We start from the raw sequence: 19,268 nt of genomic DNA on the forward strand, positions 1-19,268 counted from the left end.
CGGCGCGCGATGCCGCCCGCCGGGCCGGTGGCCAGGTTGACGGGCCACAACCCACCAGCGTTCGCTGAGCGAGGGCTGCCGTGACAGTCACCACCGCGCCTGCACCGCCCACACCAACACGACCACCCGCCACCGACGCTCCGGGGAAGCGTCGGTGGTGGTTGTGGCTGCTCGCCGTCGTGCCGGTCGTATTCCTACTGCCGCCATTGATGCTGGTGATGATGGTCGGCGGCAGTGGCGGCGCCTGCGGGCCGATCCCGACACTCGAGCTGGCCCCAGGTGGGGCACAAATCGCCGGCCTCAACCCGCAGCAAACGCGGATCGCCGCGACCGCGGTCGGCAGGGTCGCAGCCCGAAAACTGCCGGCCAAAGCAGCGATCATCGTCATCGCGGTCGGACTCGACGAATCCGGTCTGCGGAATCTCTCCAATCCTGCTGAGCCAGAATCGATGTCGCTACCCAACGACGGCGTGGGCTACAACGGCAGGTCGATCGGCTACCTCCAGCAGCAACCGCAGTGGGGATGGGGCACCCCGCAAGAGCTGATGAACCCGGCGATCGCCACCGACAGGTTCCTCAACGCCCTACTCAAACTGCCCAACTGGCAGGGCATGGACCCCGCCCAAGCAGGCCACGAGGTACAGGGCAACTCCACCGGCGCTGAGGCCTCTCGGGAGTACATGGGGCAGGCAACCAAGATCGTTGCCGCGCTGTCCGACAACTCGCAGGTCGCCGACTATGTCGAGACCGTCGGTAGCGATGCAGCTGCGGCGGTTCCGGAACAGAGCGCGTCGCCGGGCACACAGGTCAAGCCGATGAAAGACGGTACCTACCAGGTGTCCTCACCGTTCGGTCCGCGCGGCGGTGAACAGCACCAGGGGATCGACCTGGCCGCTCCGGTCAACACGCCGTTCTATTCCGTCGCCGACGGCACAGTGGTCGACGCGGGGCCCGCCAGCGGGTTCGGGCAGTGGATCGTTCTCAACCATCAGATCGACGGCAAACTGTTCGCTACCGTCTACGGCCACATGTATCCCGATGGCGTCCTGGTGAAAAAGGGGCAGAAAGTCACCGCCGGGCAGCTCATCGGCAAGGTCGGCAACAACGGCCAATCCACCGGTGCGCACCTGCATTTCGAAGTCTGGGATGGCGGGCACCGCGACTTCGACGGCGGCCACGCCATCAATCCCGCCGCCTGGGCCACCACCGGCACCAACCCCAGTGGCACAGCGGCTCCTGGCAACGGCGACGCAGCTTCCGGCGGCGGGGCGTGCCTCCCACAAGCACCCGTACCCGGCAGTGCCGACATCGAGGGGTTCCGTCCCGGGGGTCCGGCCGGACCCAACATTGTCGCTGCTGCGGCCTCCCAGATGGGTATCCGCTACTCCTGGGGTGGCGGCGACCTCAATGGACCCACCAAGGGAATCAGTGATGACGGTGGCGCCGGCGATGCGCACCAGGACTACGCGATTCCCGGCTGGGACTGCTCGGCGCTGGCCCGCTACGCGGTCCACAAAGCGACCGGCAAGACCATCGCCCGCACCTCCCAGCCGCAGTCGACCGGAGGCATCCCGGTACCAGACGAGGCACACGCCGAGCCTGGCGATCTGGTCTTCTTCGGCGGCGAGGGCGTCGCCACACACGTCGGGATCTACATGGGCGGAGGGAAAATGGTCAACGCCCCTCAGTCAGGCACCAAGGTCCGAATCGACAACATCCACAACGGTTTCTCCAAACCCATCACCTTCCGCCGCTACCACTAACCCGCACAACACAACCGAAAGCCTTGGGGGCCTTCCACATGAAAAGACCACTGGCCATCGCAGCCACCATCGTCGGCGCCGTCGCGTTGATCGCCGCTGTACTAGTACTTGCTGGCGCCTTCACCGACGACCAGCCATCCCCAGTCAGGCCACCGTCTGCGACCTCTCCGGTCACCATCGCCCCCGGACAGGACCCACGCACTGACGCCAGCGGCACCGACTCAGCTCCACCGCGATTCGCCGAACCGTTCACCGACGTCGACCCGGCCGACCCCATCGCGGTCATGCAGGCCGGACTCGAAGCGCTGTTCACCTACCGGCCCGGGGAGGACGCCACACAACTCGCTGCCGCTCGCCGCGCCGAACCACTGCTCGGGCCCGCCGGTATCGACGCCGGATTCGCTTCCCTGGCCCCGATCACCGGAGCCCAATGGCGCCAGTGGACGAACGACCGCGCCACCGTGACACCGATCGTGTCGATCCCCGCCAGCAACGACAATCCCGACACACCGACCGCGGTGTCGCGCATCGTCACCATCACCCACCAGGTCACCGACCCCGCAGGCCGCCCGGCCGGGCGGCCACCGACCCCGTTCGCGGTGTACACCACCGTCAGCAAAGACACCACCGGTGCCTGGCACATCACTAGACTCTCAGTCCAGCAATGACCGCCGACGACAACGACCATGACCACACACGAGAGGCACCCGCGATGAGCGAGGACACCGAACTGACCTGCGACTGGTGCGTTCTGTATTCCATCGCCCAACCCCGCACCGTGAGCTACGGCATCACCGTGCGGGACTGCTGTGCCGGCACCACCATCGACTACCTTCTGTGCGATCAGCACTGGGCGATCCTGCGCGATCAACGATTTCCCGCCGAGTGCCCCCGCTGCGGCGACCTCGCCGCCACCCTCGACGACATCGTCACCACCGTGATGCCCCTAGGCGACTACGAACACAGCGAACTGTCCCCCGACACCGCCCAATACCCCGCGCCGGCCAACGCGACCGCAACACTGCTGCGCACCGACACCGACCTGCCCAACGCGCTACGCGCGGTCACCCAAGTCACCACGCACTATGCGAAGGCCGACTCCGACGCACCAGAGGCGGCGGCGCCAACCGACTCCTCGGCAGCAGAGCTCACCCCGGACTACGACTACGTGACCATGGCCGAGGAGATCTGGCTCTATCGCCGCGAGCAGCAACGTCTCGACGCCGACTACGAGCAGTACGGCCGCCACATCGATGACCTGTCCAGCCAACTCCGCGAGGCCACCACTATCAACGATGCACCCGCGGCGCAGCATCTCGATGCACAGCTCGCGCACTGGCACCAGCAACGCCAACTCGCCCAGGACTACGCCCACGACTCGCTCAAACACGACCGGCAGGCGTTCGCGATCTGGCGGCAGACCAGCGACGGCCAGTTCTTCACCGACTGGGTCACACGCGCTTTCACGATCACAACCTGGATCGCCGACGTCGACGAACGCTGGCATCAGCAGTGGCAGGAACTCCTCGGCACCATCACCGCCGGGGAACGAACCGCGTACGACACGGGCATCTGGATACCCCGCACACGCCGCCATACAGTGCTGCGATATTTGCGTGATACCGCGGTGGTAACCACCCTGGCGGGGCTCGTTCTCGCGGCCCTGCTAGGTCCGGCCTGGCTTGCGCTGGCCGCCGCGGGCGCAGTGGCCGCCGGCTACAGCATCTTCTCCGCCAGAGACACCACCTGGGAGTCTCTCAACCGCGCGGCCGCTCGGCAGTCGCATGCACAACGCGTTGAGCGCTTCGGGTTCGACCCTCTCGACGAGCCGGATCGGCCCGCCCCACGATGGTCGGTCGAGCCCAACCCGATTGGCTACGTGGTGACACTTCAAACCGCGGCGACGACGGCGTTTGAGACCCATCCGCGACCAGACGCTCTCCCCGAGCTGCACTATCCGGCGGTGGCTGCCACCCACACCGTCCCCGAAGGGATGCGCGAACTCCTGGCGTCCCTTGCTCCGCCTGCATAACGCGCAGGAGGAACGCCGGTCGCCGCTCCATCCGGTGACACGCCCGTAGCCAGGTAAACCGCACGTCTATTGGGGGAGTCCCGTAGTACGATTGTGCATATATTTGTTCTGGATAAATGGCTTGTATGTTCGCGTAACCGCGGAGGGGGCAGTGAGATGACCGTCGCGAAGGGGTCACGATGCCGGCTAAGCCGGGCGACAGCAGTGGGCGTTCCTGCCGCGTGCCTCAGCCTCGTCATCGCTGTGTTCGCGACCTTCCTCATGCCCGCGGCATCCTCGGCGGCGCCGAGCTGCCCGAAGGTGGCAGTGGTGATGGTGCCGGGCACCTGGGAGACCACACCCACCGCCAGTCCGCATCAAGCGACCGGGATGCTCAAGCAGATCACCGACCCCATCGCGGCGAAATACGGTGCGGCAGTCCAGATCATCTACACTCCCTACACCGCGGATGCGTTCCGTAAAACGACTTATGGTGCGTCGAAGGCCGACGGTGTGCGCGCACTCAATACTCAGCTGTCGAAAATCACGGCCGCCTGCCGGGCAATCAAGGTCGCGTTCGGCGGCTTCTCCCAGGGTGCCGACGTCGCCGGTGACGTGGCCAGCAATATCGGTAACGGCAAGGGCCCCCTCGAGCCAGATCAGGTCCTGGCCGTAGCGCTGCTCGCCGATCCGAAGCGGGGCACAGCCGGCGAGGTCGGTGTGGGACCGCAGCCGGTGGGCACCACCGGCATCGCCGGGCCCCGCCAACAGGGGATGGGCGCCCTGGCCGGAAAAGTGGCCACCATTTGCGCCCCCGCCGGCCCCGGCCGCAGTGCAGACCTGTACTGCGGTGTCGACGCCAAACGCGACGGCCTACTGGCCAGCCTCGGGACCATCCTCAGCCAGAGTGGGGCCACCCCCACCGGCCCCACCCCCGACTCGACCACAAGCGGACCTGGTACCGCCGACGAGCTGGCAACATCGCTGACGAGCAACCTCGATTCGGAAGCTCTGGGCGGCATCAGCACTACGCATGCCGACCTCACCAGCGCAGCCACCCCGGCCGACGGTTCGGTCAACCCCAACCAGCTGGCCCAGACGGCATCGACCCTCGTCGACACCCTCTCCCCGCTCGTCGATATCGCTACGTCGGTTGCCGGAGATCCTGGACTGGCCCAGCGGCTCGGATCAGCACCCGCAAACTCACCCGAGCACGCAGCGTCCACCGTGCTCGGCGCGGTCAACAAGGCCGACCTCTCCCAAGCCGTAGGCACAGCACGTCAGCTCGCACAGACCGCCGGCCAGCTCAGCACCTCATCGCTCCCGGCGAACACTCCCGAGGCCCAGCAACTGACCTCCACCGCCAAAGGCCTGTCCAACCAGATCGCACCAGTCGCCGCCACTCCCGCTGACACCCTGACTACCGCCAGCAACGTCCTCGCCGTGCTGCAACCGCAAGTCCTCGTCGACCAGCTCACCAACGTCGCCAGCGGCGTCGGCGGCATGGCTGCCAACCTGCCCAAGATCATCGCCAACTTGCAGGCCCTGCCCGCGCGGATCGCCGCCGCAGACATCGACGGAAGCCACCGCATCGCAGGCGAACTCAACAACCTGTTCCGGCCTCTGGTGGCCATGGCCGCCCAGATCGACTTCAAAGCCGCCTCGCAAGTCCTGGCCATGATCCCCGACCCGTACGGCTACACCCAGATCGCCGCGATGGTGCTCTCGATCATCGGCAACGTCGACATCGTCCGTCTGGCCAACGACATCGGCCAAGCACAGGAAGTCGCCTGGGCCGCGCTCAAAAACCCGACCGCGCTGGCAGGACTCATCCCGATCGGCCTCGACATCGCATCGGTAGCCAGCGGCATGCTCACCGGCACCGCGGCCAAAACCGACCCCCAACTCCTCGGTCGGCCCACCGAGGTATCCTCCCAGACCGCCACTTTGATCCAGGGCGCCCAGACCAAGAACCTCGCCGGCCTCGCCGGATCGCTGACCGAGCTGGCCACCTCCAGCAACGCCAGCGACCTGACGAAGCTGGTCTCCCAAGGGCTCGACGCCGCAGCGTTTTTCGGCTCACAGTCCCACGTCAGCTACGGCAACCTCACCGTCGACAAGCACGGCCGCAGCGCCACCCAATGGCTCGCTGACTGGATCAACCAACGGATCGCCACCGTCGTCGGAGGAACCAGCGTATGAGCACCAACAGCCGTCACACGCCCAATCCCGGTCGGCGCCTGGCCGCAACCCTGTTGCTCGCCGGAATCGCCGCCGTCCTGACGCTCGTCAGCGCCCCCCACCCGTCTGCGGACGCTCAGGCGCTCAACCCGCCCCGAGTCCCGTGCCATCCCGGCACCCAGTACATCTCCGGCGGCGGCTGGCACCCCGGCTACGTCTTCGGTGCGCGCTGCGAACCCATCCACGCACCCAACAACCCCAACGCTTTCAAACACCGCAACTGAACCGCTTCGTCGCCGACCCGAACTGGAGGTTTCCGCTATGGCCACCACCGCAGAACTGGTGCTCGCCGACATCCTCGATGTCGGACCCGACGACGAGGTCGACCTCACCAGCTTGGTCCGCGAACTCGCCGACACCGGTATCGATCCCAGCGATCCAGCCAACGAGCACCTCATCCTCACCGCCGCCGAAGCCCACACCTACACAGGCCTCACCGGCGCCCGGACCGCCTGAACGTCACCCGGAGGACCCTCAGCCATGACCTCTCGTCACAGCACCATCCCCGGCGCAGACCCCACGTCCGCGCCCGGACGCACCACGCAGCCCCAGGGCCGACGAGGCACACTCGCCGTCGCAATTGTGGCCCTGGTGTTCGCCGTCCTGATTGTCGGCACCGGAATCGGTCTGGCGCGTGCCGACGACGCCCCGAGTGTTCCCGGCGACGGACCCACCGACAAGATCGGCGTGCTCACCATCAGCCACGTCACCACCGACGGGACACCGGTGGAGAACTCGGTGATCCAGTTCGAACGCGTCAACAACACGACTACCACGACCCCCAGTGCCACGACCGATCCCAGTCCGACGACTTCCACGCCGCCGACATCAGCAGTCGAACCTTCGACACGCACCGACAATCCCTCGGAGGCAGCAACTCCCGCGCCGCAACCGGCGAGCGTGCGACTGCCGATCGGCACCACCTTCGATCTGATCACCGGCAAAGAGCCCATCGTGCTCGCGGTACCCGAAGGTGACTACACCCTCACCCAACTCGGAATCGTGGCAACCGGCACGAACAGCGAAACCGGCCCCACCGCTGACAAGGTCACCGTCCACGTAACCGCCGGTAAACAGGTCGACGGCAAGCTCACCGACCGCACGCCCGCCAATCCGTCAACGTCCACCGAACCAGCCCCGGGCAACTGATGCGCCGCCTGATACGCCTAGCGATCGCCGTCGCCGTAGTCCTTGGCCTCGGAATGGGAACCGGATTCATCGACCCGCACAACCCCACCGACGCGATCACCCGCTACTTGTCAGTCCTGTCCCCGGCATCTGCCGACGCCCCACCCCCCACCACGGACCCAGTCGACGCCGCTCACGTCCAGGCGCTCCTGCGCACTGCCTCAGTAGTTCCCACGATGAACGAAGAACCCGGCTACCAGCGGTCATGCCGCAAAGGCAAAGGGTGCGTGTTCGGCCCGGCCTGGACCGACGACTCGGATGCGGCGTTGTCGCACAACGGATGCGACACACGCAACGACATCCTCAGGTCACAGCTCACGCACGTGCAGCTCGACCCGAAAACCCGCGGCTGCACAGTCCTCTCCGGCGTGCTCGATCCAGACCCCTACACCGGTGCGGTCCTCCAGTTCCGCAAAGGCACCACCAGCAGTGACATCGAGATCGACCACGTGTTCCCGCTCGAGGCAGCCTGGCATGCCGGCGCCCACAACTGGCCACTGGCCAAGCGGGTCAGCTTCGCCAACGACCCAAGCAACCTGTTGGCCGCCGACGGCTCGGCCAACAGCGCCAAAGGCTCCAAACCCATCGCCGAATGGCTGCCACCCAACCCTGACTACGTATGCACCTACATCGCTACCTATCTCCGGGTCGCCGTGAACTACCAGCTGCCCATCACCACCGCCGATCAGGGCACTGCCCAACGACACTGCTGACCACCGCAGGAGAGCTGATGATCACTACTCCCCATACTCAGGACCTCGACGCCCTGCGCTCCTGGCTGCGGTCTGCACTGTTCGTAATCGTCTCCGTGGGAGGTCTTTTCGGATTCGGTGCGGTGAGCTTCGCCGAACCGTGGCAGAGCCTCGCCGCGCTGATGATCTCTGGTGTCGTGATGGCCGTTGCTGCGCTGATAGCGGCGGCAGCATTCGGAAACAAGCCGCTTCTCGCGCTGCTACGTCCCGCCGCCGTGTGGTTTCTGACCCTTGCGTCATGGGTCAACGCCGTCGCATCGGTGTCATGGGCGCTGTACCTCACGATCGTGATCGTGTGCACCGCGCTCGTCGCTGCGCAGGCAATTCTTCGTCATCGGGTCCGCCGCTGCGAGGCAGTGGCGGCGTGGTGACGTCGGGCGCTCACCAGGGCGCAGCCAGCACAAGACCGAACAAACCACAGGAGAGCGCCATGATCACCACCACAACCGCCCACAACCGCGGCCTGCGCCGCGCTGCGACCGCAGCGCTGCTCGCCGCCTCGATCGCCACCGGACTCGGCACGGCCGGCGCCGCCCCGGCGACGGCCGCGGTGACCCCGATCGGCACCGTCGACGGCCACCGCGCATTCGGCATCGGGCCCCACGACAGCGCCGCACAATGTGCGCCGACCGCCAACCGGTTGACCAGCTTCGGTGCCAAGAAGTTCGGCCCCCGGTTCGGAACCTGCTACCGCGCCGGCAACGGCCAATGGTGGGCCATCAGCCCCTGGTCGGCATAACCCATAGAGACCCCTCCGGTCCGTGACATGGTCTGGCCCCCAACTAGGTCGACGCGGAACGGAGACGAGGAAGCTCGGGTGGCTCCCGCGCCGTCCTGGACGACGACAGCGCGGGCCCGGCCCCCAACCGCACCGGCTGTGCACCGCACAGGACGCGAAGCGGGAGCCACCCGAGCCCCGGCACTCGGACCCCCAATGCATCCCACCCGACGACCTTCTGGAAGGCGAACGCCATGACTGCCACGACCGCCCGCAACGTGCTGGCTGAGCTACTCGACCTACCCGACGGCCACGAAGTCGATCTCGGCGGCTTGGCTCGCGAACTCGAGGACGCAGGAATCGACATCGCCGATCCGGACAACACCGACCGCATCCTCACCCTCGCCGAGATGTACCGGTCATGACCAACACGCCCCGCCCCGACCCCTCCGACGCCCGGCCGATCGCCTACTCCGCTGTACCCGAACCCGATCCCGCCACCGTGGCCTACAGCCGCGGCCCGATACCTACCGCCGAGTTCACTCAGCCTGAACCGCACCAGCCAACTGCGGCGCCGACCCCGCCGTGGCTCACCCCAGACCCACCCCGCGACGACTACCGCATCGAGCCGGAACCAGCGCGGCTGGGCTTGTTCGTCGGACACCCGGGCAGTTTCGCCGCCGGGGTCGCGGTCACCGCGGTAGCGGTCGCACTGACCGTCTGGCTCGCGGTGTACTGCGCCAACTCCGTACTCGCCCAGATCGACCCCACCAGCGACTGGTCCCGCCCAGCTGTTCCGGTGAGTGAAGCGATCGGCTGGTCAGTGGCCGCAGTGCTCGCGGCAGCCGCGATGCTCCTCGGGCTGATGGTCACCGTAGAGCCGCCCCGCACCTACTACCAGTGGATGGTGGTGCTACTCACCGGCGTCGCGATGGCTACCGTGTACACCGCCACCGGGGAACCGGTGTGGCAGCACGCGATAGCTCCCCTCGTGGTGGTGCTGGTGGCCGCGATCGCCACCACCGTCGGGGTCGGGCTCGTCGGGTCCAATCGCACGCTACGCACCCTCAACCAGCGCACCCCCGTCCAGCCGGACTCGCCGGTATGGCGCTGGCAGGATCACCGATGAGCGCGGCCAGCGGAGGCAACGGCCTCCCACGGGTGGGGTACCTCCAGTGGTTCCGGTTGGCCGATCACGACGTCGATGAAGCCACTCGAAAGACTGTGCGCCACCGGTGGGCCCGACATTGGGGTACCGCCGCCCTACACGGGACGCTGTGTGCGGTATTGCTGGCGATGGTGCACCAGATGCTGACCCAGATCGTCGTCTCACCGATCAGTGGGACCGGTGGGGTTGTGACCGCTTTTGGCAGTCTCTTCACGGCGCTGAGCTTTCAGGGGCTGCTCCTCGTGGTGGTGGCGACGACCACGTTCTATGGGGTGGTGTGGCTGGTCGAGACCGTGCGCGGACACTGCTCACGTCCGATCGGGGTGGTGGCGGTCGGAGTCGCTACGGCCGGGACCGCGCTGTCGGTGATCGCGCTCGGATACGGGGCGCCGGCGGTTCATCCGTGGATCAGCGGTTCCCTGGCCGCTGCGCGCGCTGCCGCGTCGGGAACAGCGCCGCCCCTGCTGTCTGCCGAGGTGACAGAACACATCGCCGCGTCAATACCCTGGCTGGTTGCCGCGACCGCGATCGCCGCAACCATCTGGTTCGGCCCGCACAGCGGTCCCAGAGAGAGCCGATTCAAGGCTGGTCGTCTGGACTATCGCACCGTCGATGCCACCGCCTATCTACCGGCGACACTGATCGATCAGTACCGAGACCGTAAGCGGGGCAACGCTCATGGGTGAGATCGAGCCAGGTGCGATGGCTCGTGGAAACCTAGTCCACCGCAAGCCAGCGGCTACGCCAGACATGGCGTTGGCAGGATCACCGATGACTGTTGGCGGGCAGCAGGCGCCACTTCCCGCGGCTCTCGAGCGGCGCGCCGATGAACTGACCGTCGGTGACATCTTCCTCGACGGCCCCGAACCCGCCCACGTCACCGCCATCCACACGCTCACCGACACAGCCACAGGTGCCGGATACGTGCGCATCACCGCCCGCCACCATGACGTCTACGGCGAGACCGCCGCATTCACCCTCACCGAACGCACCACCACCGTGCGTCTGATCGCCCTCCACGACGACGGCAGCGACGTTGACATCGCCACCGATGACTACCTCGACATCGATCCCAGAGGGCTGTCTGTCTGATGACCACCTTTGCCGCGTCCGGTGAGCGCATGGCGCTGTCACCCACGATCCCGGTGGCGGCGCGTCGGCGGGCGGCGGCGCTGCTCAGTGTTGATGAGGTGTGGCGGCTCTACGCCGAGATCGATATCCAGGTTGAGTCCACCGATCTGCGGTGGCTGCGCGCTCGCGGTCTGGCCGAGCACCGGCCGCGACACCACACCAGTCATCGCTTCGGCGGCGAGTGGGCGGCCACCGAGCTGGGGTTGCTGCTCGGCGATGCCTGCCGCGACGACGCACTTACCGTCGACGATCTCGCCGCGATCCTGCACGCCTTGGCCACCGCATCGATAACCCTGACCGCGATACAGTCGATCGCCGCCCAGCTCCGGGTGGTCGGTGACGACTCCGGTGCGGTACTGGGTTATCGCGGCGATACTGCACCGCATCTGGCCCACCTGGTGGCCGCCTGCCACGCCCTGACTGCCGGTGATCCGCCGCCCTCGCCCGCACGGCGGATCAACGTCGACGGCATCGACGAGTCGTGGACTTCCACTCCGTACACGGTGATCCCGCCCCACACCGCCAGCCCGATCGCCCATCTCGCCGTCGAGGCCCGTGGATGGATGCCCGCCGGCCGCGACTGGGGATCAACGGATCTGGTCGAGGTCCGTGCCCGCTGCGGCGCCACGATGCTCGCCGACCGCTCCAACCACCACTGGTCACGGCTATGCCGGCGTTGCTTTCCCGCCACCATGAAGGACTCCCATGGCTGATGTTGTTGACCTCACTGCCCGCCGGGCGGCAACACACGCAGCTCGTAGCGGTGGCGAGGTGTTGGGGTGCGCCACCTGCGGCGGTGAGTGGTTCGAGTTGGATGCCCGCGACGCCGGGCTAGACCGCGATACCGGCGCGGTCACCCTGTCCGCGGACGGGACAGTGACCGGGTGGTGCGGCACCCCACGATGCCTGGACTGCGGCGAGTTGGTTGCCGCGCTACGCATCTCGCCCCGGTAGAATGGCCGGTACTTCTCACATATCAGGTTCGCCCGCAGTATCGCGTTCCCGACAGGCCCGGCAGCCGAGGAGGTCCCAGACCCGCTCGGCTGCCGGGTCTCCTGCGTTCACGGCCTGGACCGCCACCGGTCGACCGACCCCACATATGACCGAGCTGCCCGAGCGAGGGGAGTGGTGCTGTTGTTGCGGGGCCACCGATCTACCGCTGGTGGCCGTGCTGTCGGTGGTCTCCCGCAAGTTCACCGACGCCGAATCCTGGGTGTATGGCGGGGACTGGCTGTGCGCGGCGTGCGGATGGGCCTACAGCACAGCCGAACTGCGCCGCAGCGTCTACCTCGTCGACCAACATCGCGCCACCCACACCGTCGTTGAGCGCGCCGAGCTGGGAGAGTCGCTTGCCGCCGGCCCACTACCGGTCGACCGGATGGCGGTGGTGCCGGTCCGTGGTCGCCGCCACATCCTTCCGACCGCTCGGTGGGGGCATGTCTGCACCGACGACACGGCCATCCGGTGGGATGATGCCGCAGTGGCGCTGTTGACCGACCTGCGATGGCTACGCACCCTGCCTGGGGTACGTGCGGCCATGCTCACCGACCCCGCCCCACCGATGGCGCTGATACGCGCCCTACCAGCTGACCAGTGGCCCCAGCTGCTCACCGCCTGGGACGCGCTGACGGTGTGGCGCACCCACCCCGGGGCGTGGTGGGACGCCGCGATCGCCCTGTCCACACCGGGCGGTACGGCGACGAGGCGGGCCGGGTGAGCACGACCGACGAGGGGTCGACGCCGACCATGCGATGGCGGGCCGCGGTCCCGGAACTCCCCGCACTGTCTGACCCGGCCGCGATCTGCGCCGAACGGCTGCTGCTGCTGGTGCACTACGACCTGGACTGGGACTCCTGGATCGGCGATCACCGCCACCGATACTGGGACGAGCTGCTCCCCGCCCGCGTGCGGGCGGCGACCTACCGCGCCGACAGCCTGGCCACCTGGTGGTCACTGCTCGCCCAGGCGCTGCCCATCGTGGTCACCGACCGTGCGCGGCGGCTCGAGGTCGCCCAGCTACTCACCGAACCCTCAGCCCCGGTGCTCACCCTGCTCCGCGACCAACTACCCGCCCTGATCCTGCGGGTACGGATCATCGCCGAAACCGTCGCCGACAATCGCCGCGCAGCTGCGCGCGAAGGGGAGAACTGATGGGGGAGCCATTGATCAGTGCGGTATTCGACCTCGACATCACCGCCCGAACCTCAATCGTGCACCGCGACGACACCCGCAACAGCTCCTCCATCCAGAGCCTGTTCCGCCGCGAAAAGGTCCTCACCCCGACAGGGGAGGTCGCTATGGTGCCGATCATCTCCGGTAACGCCTGGCGCGGCATCCTGCGTCGCACCGGCGAAACGCTGCTCGCCGAGGTCCTCGACTACGAGGGGCAGTTGACCCCGGCGGCCGCGCACCTGCTGCGCAACGGCGGATTCCTCCGCAAATCGACCCGCGAGATGACCCCCGAACAAGAACGCGAACTCAAGACGTTGGTGCCGCTGATCGGGCTGTTCGGCGGCGCCGCCAACGCCCGGGTCATGTCCGGAAAACTGGTGGTATCCAAGGTCGTTCCGGTCACCACCGACACCCTGCACCTGCTGCCTACAGCACCGCCGGATGGTCCGATACCACCATCGGTGCACACCATCCTCGGGCAGGAATCGACCAGCCACAGCAATGACCTGTCCGCCGCCGGCGCCGCTGTCGACGGTGAGGCCGTCGAGGGGTTCAGTCCGATCCGCCTCGACACCGAAACCCTCATCGCCGGCACCCGCCTGTCCGGACAGATCCGGCTGGCCCACGCCACATCGACCGAGCGCGCGCTCCTGGCCGACATCCTCGAGTACTTCGCTACCCGGGGGCACCTCGGCGGCCGCACCGGCGCCGGCCACGGCCGCATCCACGCCACGCTCACCCAGAACTTTGCCGCCGGCGCGCCCGCCGAATCCGATTGGCGCACCATCGTCGCCGCCCGCCGTGATGCTGCGATCGCCGCACTTAACACCCTCACCTGATGCCGATGACCGCACGCGCGCTCTCCCACCTCGCCGACGACGAGCTGCCGTTCGGCGAGCTGCTGGAGGCGCTGTTCACTCACCTACCCGGTCTGATACCGGGAACGCTGCTCACCGGCGACGAAGTATGTCGGCGCGCTCACCGATCGCATCCTGGACAGCTACATCCCCCGGCATTGAGCTCGCTCCGTCACGGCCGCGTCCAGTCGCCCAGTCTGACGACCGTGGCCGCCCTCGCTGCCGGTTTCGACGTCGACATCGCGTTCTTCACCACCGACTTCCATCACCGCCACCGCCGCGAGCCGATGGCACAACGAGTCCTGCTAGCGCGCATCAATCAGCGTCACTATCAACTCGCCGCCGCCCTGTACGACCTCCCACCCCACAGCCGAGACGCGGTGCTCACCCTCCTCGGCATCCTGACATCCCGGGAAGCGGCAACAGAGCGTCGATCGACCAATCCAGGTCAGAGGCAACATGGTTGATCCCACGCCCACACCAGATGATGATCAGCGACCGAATGCAGCAGTGGCGCACACACTGTGGTCGCTGGCTGGGATCGTCGTGGTCAGCATCGCAATCGCGGTACCACTGGCCGCCGTGCTCGCCGGACCGCTCATCTACGTGTCCGAATCTGTGCTGCACCTGGGATGTACGCAGAACACCATTGACGGCCAACAGGTATGGGTCTGTCCCGACCGGATCGGATACGCCATACCCGGGATGGCCCTGGTCGCGCTTCTGACCATTCTCGGCATCGCGATCGGCGTCTATGCGCAACGCGACCGACTCTCGCCCCGACGTACCCGTGACCCGCGCCCATGACGGCCACGAGCCAGACAGCGATGATGCCGCTACGCGTGACCGCCCAACTGCCGCACGGCGTGTGCTCCGGCACCCCGTGGGGCATCAGCCTCGACGGCCTGCTGGCCTCGGTGCTCTGGCACCGCCGCAAAGCCACCGCCGCCACCCGCGGCGAGGCCCTCACCTACGACCCCCTCGCGGTGCCCGAGGACCTGGACCTACCGTTGGCGCGCTGCGAACTCGGCCAGCCGTGGCACTGGATGTGCACCTTCGCCCACACCACCCCCGCCACCGTCCAGCCCGAACCACGCATGCGATCGAGCCGCACCGACCACGCTGATCTGCAACGCCTGGCACCCTCGGTGCCCTCCACGGTCTCCGATACACGCGGGCACTACCGCAAACGCCTGATCCCCGCCGTCGCGACCGTGACCCCGACCGCGACCTGGCGCGCAGTCGGCGACCCCGAGAAGATCGCCGAGCTGCTCGAGGAGGTCACCGAGATCGGCAAATACCGCACCAGCGGCGAAGGCCGCGTCGCAGCCTGGACCATCGAACCGGCACCCGGCGACGACGTCTGGTCCGCCGGCCACGAACACCACCCCGGCGTCCTGGGCCGCAGCACCCCGGCGCCCTGTGTTGCCGACCACCCCGACATCGCCCACGGTGGCCGCGCGAGGGTCGCGGTCCGCGCCCCGTACGCCCACCCCAGCCGCCACGCGGCCGCCGCGTACCTGCCCGCACCCGACGAGGCGCAGCGGTGACCCGCGTGCTTGGCCGCCGAGCCGCGCGCACTGTGGTGATCGCGGCGTGCGCGGTCCTCGCCGTCGGCGTAGCCGGTTGTGGGTCGGACTGGGAACTCGACCCCGCCACCGAATCAGTGTTGTCCTCGACCGCCCGCGTCCCGGAGGTCACGGCGACCTCGACGGTGTCGGCGTCGTCGGTCACCGACACCTCGGACCTGGCGAACCTGATGGCGATCTCCACCCACGTGTTCACCGGCCGCGTCGACGCTCCCGCCGGCACCACTGCGCTCGATGCGATCCCGGAAACCCAGTATCGGGTGCGGACCGGTGTCTCGGTCAAAGGCTCGGTGCCCGGGGAGGTGGTGGTCAACCAGCAGGGCGGGATCACCGACCGGGTCTACATCTCGATCAACGGCGACACCCCACTGACGGTGGGGCAGTGGTACCTGTTCGCGACCCGCCACCTCGAGGCGCAGAACTGGTACACCCTCATCCCGGTCGACGGCCGCACACCGGTCACCGAGCAGCAGGCCCACGACCCCGGCTCACCGCCGTTGGCGGCCGCGGCAGCCGCGCTGCGCGCCGGCCCCCAGGCGCGGGTCGAACACTCCGGATCGCCGAGCCCGTCGCTGACCTTCCCCACACCCCGGCCGGGCGATCACCACCCGCCCCCGCCGTCACCGACGCAGCCTCGCTGACCAGTCAGGTCGTGTGTGGTGCACACACTGGGACGGTACTCAGACATACGGGAAGCGCCGTCTCTCCTCGAGAGATGCCTTGTCCTACGAGACCGTGAACCGGTTGCGTTCCCGGCCCGGCCCACGGGACGCCGGCTCGTTGGCAGAATCGATGACGCAGATCGGAAAGCCATCGTTGCGACGTACGTGGCGGGCGGAGCGAGCCTCGCCGCTCTCGCCGAAAAGTACGGCGTCAGCGACTACTCGATCCGCATGATTCTGCGCAAAGCGGGCGTACCACCACAGCGGCGCAAGGTGACGGCCGAACAAGAGGCTCGGATTCATGAGTTGTGGGCAGAAGGCTTGAAGCCGGAGGCAATTGCGGCTGAGGTTGGAATGGGGCATGCGAATGTGCGGCTGATTGTCGCGGGCATCGTTGACTAGTTGTACTGACCGGACACGTTGGTCAATCGTGAGAAGGGCGGCTGGTTGCTGCAGGCTGTGTGGGGCCGGTGATGGTTGTAGTAGTGCAGCCAGCCGTCGAGTTCGCCGCGACGCTCCGTCTCGGAGGTGTAGCAGCGGGCGTAGGCCCAGCCGTCGGCCAGGGTGCGGTGGAAGCGCTCGATCTTGCCGTTGGTCTGCGGGCGATACGGCCTGGTCCGTTTGTGCCTGATTCCCAGCTCGGCGCAGGTGTCGCGCCACAGGTGTGAGCGATAGGCGCCACCGTTGTCCGACAGGACCCGCTCGACGGTCACCCCGCGGGCGTTGAACCACTTGACGGCCCTGGCCAGGACCGCTGTGGCGGTGTGGGCTGTTTCGTCGTCGTGGATCTCGGCGTAGGCGACGCGGGAGTGGTCGTCGATGACGGTGTGGACGTAGGCCTTGCCCATCAACGGGTCGTAGTGCTTGTTCTTGGGCTTGTCGGGTGTGGCTGCGCGGTTCTTCTCGCCTTGTCGTCGGCCGACGTAGCGCCAGCCTCCGCCGTCTGGGATGTTGCCGAGCTTCTTCACGTCGACGTGCAGCATCGCCCCGGGGTGGTCGTGCTCGTAGCGACGAACAGGCTCTCCAGTGGCACGGTCGACGTGCGACAGGCGGTTCAAGTGGACGTCGACCAAGATCCGGTGGACTGTCGACGGAGCAACGCCAATCCGGTATGCCAACTGAACCGGACCTTCCCGCAGACGCAGCCGGAGCTGGATACAGCGCTTCGCAGTCGTGGGGCTGGTCTTGTTCGGGGAGCGGTGAGGCCGTGAGCTGCGGTCCTGCATGGACTGACCGGCCCGGTAGCGGTCAGCCCAGCGCTTCACGGTGGGCCAGGAGACCTGGAACCGGGCAGCGACCTCGCTGATCGGCCATCCGTGGTCAACAACCAGCTGGGCAACCTTGAGGCGGTGACGCGGAGTGAGGGCGGCATTGGCGTGGGACATGGTGGTCTTCCTGGTGACGAGCGGGTGGAGACAGTGATGGGGCTGCACCCTGTGGTGCAGCCCCATCGATTCGGTATGTCAGTTGCCGTCCGTGTCCTCGCTGTTCGGCGCTGAAGAGGCAGCCGTCTCGGTGGGTGTTCCCTGCTCGCTCTGGGGCTGGTCGTCATCGTCGGGCACGATCTGGGCCCCGCAGCAACTGCTGTCCTGCTTGCGTGCGGTGAAGAGGTCCTTGAGTCCCATGGTTGCTTGTTCTCCTCGTGTGGTTGGGAATGTGGTGGTTGGGTCAGGCGATCAGTGGGATGAGGTAGCCGGCGGCGATGGCCGTGCCGATGACAGTGACCACGAAAGTGACGACCAGTCGGGGCTTGAACAAGGCGGTGAGCATCGAGATCTCGGGGATCGAGGCTCCGGCGCCGCCGATCATCAGCGCGAACACTGCACCTAGCCCCATGCCGGTCGAGCTGAGGGCCAAGCCGATGGGCAGCATCGTCTCGATACGCACGTAAAGCGGAACGCCAAGCACGGCGGCCAACGGCACGGCCCACGGTTTGTCGTCGCCAGCGACCGCGGCGAGTTGGTCCTGAGACACGAAACCGTAGATAAATGCACCGACCGAGACACCCAGCACCATCGGGACGAGCAGCGGTCTCAGATCGGCCCAGGCCTCGCCGAGTGCGGGCCGGATCTCGTTGCGCAGGCCTGCCCAGGGGTGGGGGGTGCTGTCGTCGCCGACGACCTTGACTCGCTTGAGCTGGCTGGCCATGCCGAGTCGTTCCCATACTAGGGGGGCGAGCAGGGACCATGCGGCGGTGACCACCGTGTAGACCAACGCGATACGCCAGTCGAACAGCAGCACCACCCCGGCCACGATGATGGGATCCAGCAGCGGTGACGAGATCAGGAAGGTCATCGACGTCCGGAACGCCACCCCCGACTTCAACATCCCAGCCAGCACCGGCAGCGTCGAACAGGAACAGAACGGCGTGATCGCCCCCAGCAGTAGCCCCTTGAGCGGGCCGGGAAGGCGCCCATCGGCCATCCAGCTCTGGATCCGATCCGGCCCGAACCGCCGGTTCACCAGCGCAACGAGCACCGAGATCAGCGAGAACAGGACGAGCAACTGGACCAGGATCAACCCGAAGGTCTGTACCGCATGAATCACCGCGCAGCACCCTCAGTCGATGCCTGACCCTCCCCTGCTGGGGCAGTGCAGCACGCCTTCTGTCCCTCTGGAGTGAGAGTCGCCAAGTGAGCGAGCCACTGCACCGGCGCCGCCAACTGCTCACAACACAGCGCGTAGATGTTGGACCGGCCCTCGGCCCGCACACTGATCAGCTGCGCTTGCCGCAAGGCTGCCACATGGTGACTCACCAGCGCCTGGCTCAACCCGGTGGCCTCCTGCAACTTCTTGTTCGAGCACGCCCCCGCCGCAAGCGTCAGCACGATCATCAGTCTGTTCTCGTCTGACAAAGGCTTCAACAACGGAGCAAGCATCCGCGCGTGATCCCGCGCCGACAGGTCCGTGCGCGGCAGGGCAACATCCAGTGAAACTGTCATACCCACACTATAGACAAGCGTGGCCTTCTGTCACAAGTGGCGACTTGTCTATCGATCAACGTGTCCGGTCAGTA

At 67.1% G+C, this 19,268-nt stretch carries 28 protein-coding genes; 24 read left to right on the forward strand and 4 right to left on the reverse strand.

Annotated elements, in window-relative coordinates:
• Positions 1-80: 80 nt before the first annotated feature.
• The 24 genes from AB4Z55_RS27100 (at position 81) to AB4Z55_RS27215 (ending at position 16,654) form a co-directional block, all read left to right on the forward strand.
• A complete protein-coding gene (locus tag AB4Z55_RS27100; RefSeq protein ID WP_369521144.1) occupies positions 81-1,763 on the forward strand; it encodes a peptidoglycan DD-metalloendopeptidase family protein in 1,683 nt (560 codons plus the stop codon).
• A gap of 38 nt (positions 1,764-1,801) precedes the next feature.
• The gene (locus tag AB4Z55_RS27105) at positions 1,802-2,431 is read left to right on the forward strand and encodes a hypothetical protein (RefSeq protein ID WP_369521145.1); all 630 of its coding nucleotides are present in this window, start codon (positions 1,802-1,804) and stop codon (positions 2,429-2,431) included.
• Positions 2,428-3,795: a hypothetical protein gene (locus AB4Z55_RS27110; protein WP_369521146.1), complete on the forward strand. Its 1,368-nt coding sequence runs from the start codon at positions 2,428-2,430 to the stop codon at positions 3,793-3,795. Before AB4Z55_RS27105 ends, AB4Z55_RS27110 begins: the two co-directional genes overlap by 4 nt.
• A 261-nt stretch (positions 3,796-4,056) precedes the next feature.
• Complete coding sequence (locus AB4Z55_RS27115) at positions 4,057-5,976, forward strand: cutinase family protein (RefSeq protein ID WP_369521163.1); 1,920 nt, start codon at positions 4,057-4,059, stop codon at positions 5,974-5,976.
• Positions 5,973-6,239, forward strand: a complete 267-nt coding sequence (locus tag AB4Z55_RS27120) for a hypothetical protein (RefSeq protein WP_369521147.1) — start codon at positions 5,973-5,975, stop codon at positions 6,237-6,239. The genes AB4Z55_RS27115 and AB4Z55_RS27120 overlap by 4 nt, the downstream gene beginning before the upstream one ends.
• Positions 6,240-6,276: 37 nt before the next feature.
• On the forward strand, positions 6,277-6,471 hold the full coding sequence (locus tag AB4Z55_RS27125) for a hypothetical protein (RefSeq protein ID WP_369521148.1): 195 nt from the start codon (positions 6,277-6,279) through the stop codon (positions 6,469-6,471).
• A gap of 24 nt (positions 6,472-6,495) precedes the next feature.
• Positions 6,496-7,164 carry a hypothetical protein gene (locus AB4Z55_RS27130; RefSeq protein WP_369521149.1) on the forward strand — a complete coding sequence of 223 codons (669 nt, stop codon included), beginning with the start codon at positions 6,496-6,498 and terminating at the stop codon, positions 7,162-7,164.
• A 215-nt stretch (positions 7,165-7,379) separates the two neighbouring features.
• A complete protein-coding gene (locus tag AB4Z55_RS27135; RefSeq protein WP_247452217.1) occupies positions 7,380-7,916 on the forward strand; it encodes an HNH endonuclease family protein in 537 nt (178 codons plus the stop codon).
• 17 nt (positions 7,917-7,933) lie between these two features.
• Positions 7,934-8,326 carry a hypothetical protein gene (locus AB4Z55_RS27140; protein ID WP_139319487.1) on the forward strand — a complete coding sequence of 131 codons (393 nt, stop codon included), beginning with the start codon at positions 7,934-7,936 and terminating at the stop codon, positions 8,324-8,326.
• Between the two features lie 59 nt (positions 8,327-8,385).
• On the forward strand, positions 8,386-8,694 hold the full coding sequence (locus tag AB4Z55_RS27145) for a hypothetical protein (protein WP_369521150.1): 309 nt from the start codon (positions 8,386-8,388) through the stop codon (positions 8,692-8,694).
• A 233-nt stretch (positions 8,695-8,927) separates the two neighbouring features.
• Positions 8,928-9,098: a hypothetical protein gene (locus AB4Z55_RS27150; RefSeq protein ID WP_158037506.1), complete on the forward strand. Its 171-nt coding sequence runs from the start codon at positions 8,928-8,930 to the stop codon at positions 9,096-9,098.
• The gene (locus tag AB4Z55_RS27155; protein ID WP_369521151.1) at positions 9,095-9,802 is read left to right on the forward strand and encodes a hypothetical protein; all 708 of its coding nucleotides are present in this window, start codon (positions 9,095-9,097) and stop codon (positions 9,800-9,802) included. Before AB4Z55_RS27150 ends, AB4Z55_RS27155 begins: the two co-directional genes overlap by 4 nt.
• On the forward strand, positions 9,799-10,527 hold the full coding sequence (locus tag AB4Z55_RS27160) for a hypothetical protein (protein WP_369521152.1): 729 nt from the start codon (positions 9,799-9,801) through the stop codon (positions 10,525-10,527). The genes AB4Z55_RS27155 and AB4Z55_RS27160 overlap by 4 nt, the downstream gene beginning before the upstream one ends.
• An 85-nt stretch (positions 10,528-10,612) precedes the next feature.
• Complete coding sequence (locus AB4Z55_RS27165; protein WP_369521153.1) at positions 10,613-10,933, forward strand: hypothetical protein; 321 nt, start codon at positions 10,613-10,615, stop codon at positions 10,931-10,933.
• Positions 10,933-11,685, forward strand: a complete 753-nt coding sequence (locus AB4Z55_RS27170) for a hypothetical protein (RefSeq protein WP_369521154.1) — start codon at positions 10,933-10,935, stop codon at positions 11,683-11,685. The genes AB4Z55_RS27165 and AB4Z55_RS27170 overlap by 1 nt, the downstream gene beginning before the upstream one ends.
• A complete protein-coding gene (locus tag AB4Z55_RS27175; protein WP_369521155.1) occupies positions 11,678-11,926 on the forward strand; it encodes a hypothetical protein in 249 nt (82 codons plus the stop codon). The genes AB4Z55_RS27170 and AB4Z55_RS27175 overlap by 8 nt, the downstream gene beginning before the upstream one ends.
• A gap of 145 nt (positions 11,927-12,071) precedes the next feature.
• Positions 12,072-12,689: a hypothetical protein gene (locus AB4Z55_RS27180; protein WP_369521156.1), complete on the forward strand. Its 618-nt coding sequence runs from the start codon at positions 12,072-12,074 to the stop codon at positions 12,687-12,689.
• A gap of 29 nt (positions 12,690-12,718) precedes the next feature.
• Positions 12,719-13,123: a hypothetical protein gene (locus tag AB4Z55_RS27185; RefSeq protein ID WP_369521164.1), complete on the forward strand. Its 405-nt coding sequence runs from the start codon at positions 12,719-12,721 to the stop codon at positions 13,121-13,123.
• Positions 13,123-13,983 carry an RAMP superfamily CRISPR-associated protein gene (locus AB4Z55_RS27190; RefSeq protein WP_369521157.1) on the forward strand — a complete coding sequence of 287 codons (861 nt, stop codon included), beginning with the start codon at positions 13,123-13,125 and terminating at the stop codon, positions 13,981-13,983. The genes AB4Z55_RS27185 and AB4Z55_RS27190 overlap by 1 nt, the downstream gene beginning before the upstream one ends.
• The gene (locus AB4Z55_RS27195) at positions 13,983-14,468 is read left to right on the forward strand and encodes a hypothetical protein (protein ID WP_369521158.1); all 486 of its coding nucleotides are present in this window, start codon (positions 13,983-13,985) and stop codon (positions 14,466-14,468) included. The genes AB4Z55_RS27190 and AB4Z55_RS27195 overlap by 1 nt, the downstream gene beginning before the upstream one ends.
• A 43-nt stretch (positions 14,469-14,511) precedes the next feature.
• The gene (locus AB4Z55_RS27200; RefSeq protein WP_369521159.1) at positions 14,512-14,808 is read left to right on the forward strand and encodes a hypothetical protein; all 297 of its coding nucleotides are present in this window, start codon (positions 14,512-14,514) and stop codon (positions 14,806-14,808) included.
• Between the two features lie 35 nt (positions 14,809-14,843).
• A complete protein-coding gene (locus tag AB4Z55_RS27205) occupies positions 14,844-15,551 on the forward strand; it encodes a hypothetical protein (protein ID WP_369521160.1) in 708 nt (235 codons plus the stop codon).
• The gene (locus tag AB4Z55_RS27210) at positions 15,548-16,231 is read left to right on the forward strand and encodes a hypothetical protein (RefSeq protein ID WP_369521161.1); all 684 of its coding nucleotides are present in this window, start codon (positions 15,548-15,550) and stop codon (positions 16,229-16,231) included. The genes AB4Z55_RS27205 and AB4Z55_RS27210 overlap by 4 nt, the downstream gene beginning before the upstream one ends.
• A 186-nt stretch (positions 16,232-16,417) precedes the next feature.
• Positions 16,418-16,654 carry a hypothetical protein gene (locus AB4Z55_RS27215; protein ID WP_369521162.1) on the forward strand — a complete coding sequence of 79 codons (237 nt, stop codon included), beginning with the start codon at positions 16,418-16,420 and terminating at the stop codon, positions 16,652-16,654.
• On the opposite strand, the gene AB4Z55_RS27220 is transcribed toward AB4Z55_RS27215, so the two are convergent.
• The 4 genes from AB4Z55_RS27220 to AB4Z55_RS27235 all read right to left on the reverse strand — a co-directional run bounded on the left by AB4Z55_RS27220 (position 16,651) and on the right by AB4Z55_RS27235 (position 19,194).
• Complete coding sequence (locus AB4Z55_RS27220) at positions 16,651-17,637, reverse strand: IS481 family transposase (protein ID WP_136341815.1); 987 nt, start codon at positions 17,635-17,637, stop codon at positions 16,651-16,653. The two genes, AB4Z55_RS27215 and AB4Z55_RS27220, sit on opposite strands and share 4 nt — an antisense overlap.
• Positions 17,638-17,715: 78 nt before the next feature.
• Entirely contained in the window at positions 17,716-17,877 is a 162-nt protein-coding gene (locus AB4Z55_RS27225; protein WP_154676754.1) for a hypothetical protein, read from the reverse strand.
• A gap of 43 nt (positions 17,878-17,920) precedes the next feature.
• Positions 17,921-18,799 (reverse strand): permease, encoded by an 879-nt coding sequence (locus AB4Z55_RS27230; protein WP_048896368.1) that lies wholly within the window; start codon positions 18,797-18,799, stop codon positions 17,921-17,923.
• Entirely contained in the window at positions 18,796-19,194 is a 399-nt protein-coding gene (locus AB4Z55_RS27235) for a helix-turn-helix transcriptional regulator (protein WP_048896403.1), read from the reverse strand. The genes AB4Z55_RS27230 and AB4Z55_RS27235 overlap by 4 nt, the downstream gene beginning before the upstream one ends.
• Positions 19,195-19,268 lie beyond the last annotated feature (74 nt).

It is taken from the genome of Gordonia sp. ABKF26, from assembly GCF_041103195.1.
Lineage (GTDB): Bacteria > Actinomycetota > Actinomycetes > Mycobacteriales > Mycobacteriaceae > Gordonia > Gordonia terrae.